The sequence below is a fragment of the Mesorhizobium sp. M4A.F.Ca.ET.022.05.2.1 genome, from assembly GCF_003998845.1.
GTDB lineage: Bacteria > Pseudomonadota > Alphaproteobacteria > Rhizobiales > Rhizobiaceae > Mesorhizobium.
In genome coordinates, this window is the sequence record NZ_RZOJ01000539.1 from 1 (window position 1) to 3,303 (window position 3,303).

The window sequence follows — 3,303 nt, forward strand, 5'->3', positions numbered from 1 at the left end:
CCAGGCAATCGTCGACGCGTTCGCGGCGGCGGGTAATCCCGGCGTCGTCGGCATCGACGGCAAAATGGTCGACCGGCCGCACCTGCGGCTCGCCGAGCGATTGCTGGCCCGCGCCAGGGCGGCAGGGATTTCTGCCTAGTCGATCGCTCGCCGCCGATCGCTTGGCCAGCGGCTACCAGACCAGCGGGATCAGCCGGTAGCGGACATTTGCCGCGTAGTCGTCATAGCCCTGCAGGCCGGTCCGCAGCGTCCTCTCCTCGATAAAGATGCGGACCGCCAGGAGCACGATGAAAAAGAGCACCGAGGCCAGCCCCCACCAGGAGCCAAGCAGAAGCGCCGTGCCGGCAAAGTAGGGGATGGCGCCGGCATACATCGGATGGCGGACATAGCTGTAGGGGCCCGTGGTAATCACATGCTGTCCGCGCTCACCCTGGATCTTCACTACAGGCGCCGCAAAACTGTTCTCCAGCATCGTCAGGTAGCAGATCCAGATACCGACCAGCAGGACCAGCCCACCGAGTGCCAGTCCCCAGAAAGGAACCGCCGACCAGCCGTGGCGAAAGTCGAGCCCCATGAGACCCAGCCACGTAAAGATGGCGATGAGCAGTATGGAGAGGAGCACCTTGTCGGCCGCGGTCTGGTCCTTCTGGATCGGAGGGCGCAGCCGCTCGTTCATCAGCCCGGGATCGCGCCGGGCGAGCGACACGCCCATGGTGAGGCTGAGTCCAATCATCGCCACCAGATACACCCAGGCTCCCGGCCAGTTCAGCGTGCCGGCCGAGAGGAACAGCACGGCGCCCATGACGCCGAACCACACGAAAGTCTGCAGGATCAGTCTTGCGATCATGGCCAACCTTCCGCGAATGTCCCGCCGCCGTTTACCTGAGCTCTGCCTAGTCCTTTCCCCAGCGCGGCCGGCGCATCGAGAAAATCTCGTCGATGCTGGCATAGTCCATATAGCCGAGCCGGCCGACATTGCCGGCCCTGACGATGTCGAAGATACCGTCCTTCAGATAGGCATCGTCGATATGGACGCCAACCACCTCGCCGGCGACGACGACGGCACTCGTCTGCGTGCCGTCGAGCGCACGCGGCCGGATGATCTCCGTCACCCGGCACTCGAGCGCGGCCGGCGCCTCCGCCACCCGCGGCGGCGCGACAAGGCGCGACGGCGCCATCGTCAGATCGGCATAGCCGAACTCGCTGACGCCGCGCGGCGCGTCGACCGCGGTGCGGTTCATCTTCTGCGCCAGATCGCGGCTGACCAGATTGGCGACGAACTCGCCGGTCTCTTCGGCGAAGGTGGCGCTGTCCTTCTCACCCTCCGATGAGAACCAGACGATGAAGGGCTTTGTCGAAAAGGCATTGAAGAACGAATAAGGCGCGAGGTTGATCTTGCCTTGGCGGTCGATGGTCGAGATCCAGCCGATCGGTCGCGGCGCCACGATCGCCTTTGACGGATCGTGCGGCAGGCCGTGCCCTTTCGAGGGTTCGTAGAACATTCTAGCCAGCCCACGGTCCCTGATAGTCGGCGTAAAGCTTTGCCGGGTCGGGCCGCGGCCGCTCCGGCGCCGGCCCTTGGTAGGAGCCGATATGGACGAAGCCGATCACGCGCTCTTCCGGCGCCAGGCCAAGGATCGCCCTGCCCTTCGGCACGTCGGAATACCAGTTGCTGATCATGTTGGTGCCATAGCCCAGCGCATTGGCGGCGATCATCAGATTCATAGCCGCCATGCCGCCCGAGAGAAACATCTCCCATTGCGGGATCTTCGGATTCTCCTTCGGCACCGACACCACGCCGATCACCAGCGGCGCGCGCGAGAACCGCGCGAGTTCCTGGTTACGCCGGCCCTCGGGCAGCGGTCCCTCGCGCTGTTCGGCCAAGGCCGCCAGCTTCTTGCCGATTTCGACGCGCGCCTCGCCGCGATAGAGGATGAAGCGCCAGGGCTCGAGCCGGCCGTGATCCGGCACGCGCGTGGCGGCGGTGATCAGGGTGGCGATCTCGGCATCGCTGGGCGCCGGCTCTTTCAGGTCTGGAATCGGCGCGGAGTTCCGGGTCAGCAGGAAGTCGATGATCGGCGACGCCATGGGCGCAAGTCTCCTGGAAGTTCGGTTTTGGGCTGAAGCGCGCCTGTGGGAAATTCGGGCGGCTCGGGCATTGGCGCTTCGCGCCGGATGGCAAGAGCCCTGCGGAACGGGATTGGGACTCTCAGGCCTTGAAATTGCCACCGCCTTGGGCTTCAACGCAAGGCATGTTTGAGGGGACACTGCGTCTTTTCCTGGTCTGGCTGGCGGCGGCGCTGTTCATGGCGCCGGTTTCGTCGGCCGTGGCGCAGAACGCGGACGGCATCAGCAATCTGAAGCTGCCGGGGATTTCGAGCTACGCGACGCCGAAAGGCGAGACATCGCTGGCCTTGAGCGGCGGCGGCGCCATCACGCTCTCGGCGCAACTGACGGACAAGGGCAACGACATCACCCGCGGCATCGTCTGGCGGGTCTTCAAGCCCGAGCCGGCCAGCGACGGCAAGCTGCCGATGGTGGCTTCGGCGCATGGCGGCACCGCCGTGTTCCAGCTGGAGCCAGGCAGCTATCTTGTCCATGCTTCCTATGGGCGGGCCGGCGCCACCAAGCGCATCACCGTGGGCAAGGAGGCCAAGCGCGAAAGCCTGGTGCTCGACGCCGGTGGCCTCAAGCTCGACGCCGTGCTGTCGGGGGGCGTGCACATACCGCCGAAGAAGCTGCGGTTCTCGATCTACGAGGACAAGGTCGAGGCCAATGGCGACCGCGCCCTGATCGTCCCCGATGTCGAGCCGAACGCAGTGGTGCGGTTGAATGCCGGCACCTACCATGTCGTCTCCACCTATGGTTCGGTGAATGCGGTCATCCGCTCCGACATCCGTGTCGAGGCCGGCAAGCTGACCGAAGCGACCGTCGAGCACCGCGCCGCCGAGATGACGATGAAGCTGGTGCGCGAGGCCGGCGGCGAAGCGATCGCCGACACCTCCTGGTCGCTGCTCAACGAATCCGGCGACCCGATCAAGGAAACTGTCGGCGCCTTCGCCTCGATGGTGCTGGCCGAAGGCGACTACACCATTATCGCCAAGAACCGCGACCGCATCTACCAGAAGGATTTCACCGTCGTCGCCGGCCAGAACCAGGAGATCGAGGTTCTCGCCACAGAGGCTTCGGCGATCGATCCCGAGGAAGGCGCGGACTGATCAACCTGCCCGTCAGGCCGCCTTGCGCATGCGGCGCGGCAGGAATTGCGCCCGGCCGCGCGGCGCGGCAGGCGCCAGGTCGAAG

Annotated in this window: 4 protein-coding genes and 1 pseudogene; 2 read left to right on the forward strand and 3 right to left on the reverse strand. The window is 65.5% G+C overall.

The window, feature by feature from the left end:
- Positions 1 to 139: pseudogene (locus EN745_RS37340) on the forward strand (CoA ester lyase); the annotation flags it as partial.
- A 33-nt stretch (positions 140 to 172) separates the two neighbouring features.
- On the opposite strand, the gene EN745_RS32255 reads toward EN745_RS37340, so the two are convergent.
- From EN745_RS32255 to EN745_RS32265, 3 genes are read right to left on the reverse strand one after another with little or no spacing between them, the layout of a single operon-like run.
- A complete protein-coding gene (locus EN745_RS32255) occupies positions 173 to 847 on the reverse strand; it encodes an isoprenylcysteine carboxylmethyltransferase family protein (protein WP_126054262.1) in 675 nt (224 codons plus the stop codon).
- A 46-nt stretch (positions 848 to 893) separates the two neighbouring features.
- On the reverse strand, positions 894 to 1,502 hold the full coding sequence (locus EN745_RS32260) for a flavin reductase family protein (RefSeq protein ID WP_126054261.1): 609 nt from the start codon (positions 1,500 to 1,502) through the stop codon (positions 894 to 896).
- 1 nt (position 1,503) lies between these two features.
- Positions 1,504 to 2,088: a nitroreductase gene (locus EN745_RS32265; protein WP_127423118.1), complete on the reverse strand. Its 585-nt coding sequence runs from the start codon at positions 2,086 to 2,088 to the stop codon at positions 1,504 to 1,506.
- A gap of 164 nt (positions 2,089 to 2,252) precedes the next feature.
- Here EN745_RS32265 and EN745_RS32270 point away from each other — a divergent pair, with 164 nt between their 5' ends.
- On the forward strand, positions 2,253 to 3,218 hold the full coding sequence (locus tag EN745_RS32270) for a hypothetical protein (protein ID WP_127400547.1): 966 nt from the start codon (positions 2,253 to 2,255) through the stop codon (positions 3,216 to 3,218).
- Positions 3,219 to 3,303: the final 85 nt, after the last annotated feature.

Excerpts from the sequence above, each read along its gene's own strand:
- EN745_RS32255 (WP_126054262.1), bottom strand. The coding sequence starts at position 847 with ATGATCGCAAGACTGATCCTGCAGACTTTCGTGTGGTTCGGCGTCATG.
- EN745_RS32265 (WP_127423118.1), bottom strand. The coding sequence starts at position 2,088 with ATGGCGTCGCCGATCATCGACTTCCTGCTGACCCGGAACTCCGCGCCG.
- EN745_RS32260 (WP_126054261.1), bottom strand. The coding sequence starts at position 1,502 with ATGTTCTACGAACCCTCGAAAGGGCACGGCCTGCCGCACGATCCGTCA.
- EN745_RS32270 (WP_127400547.1), top strand. The coding sequence starts at position 2,253 with ATGTTTGAGGGGACACTGCGTCTTTTCCTGGTCTGGCTGGCGGCGGCG.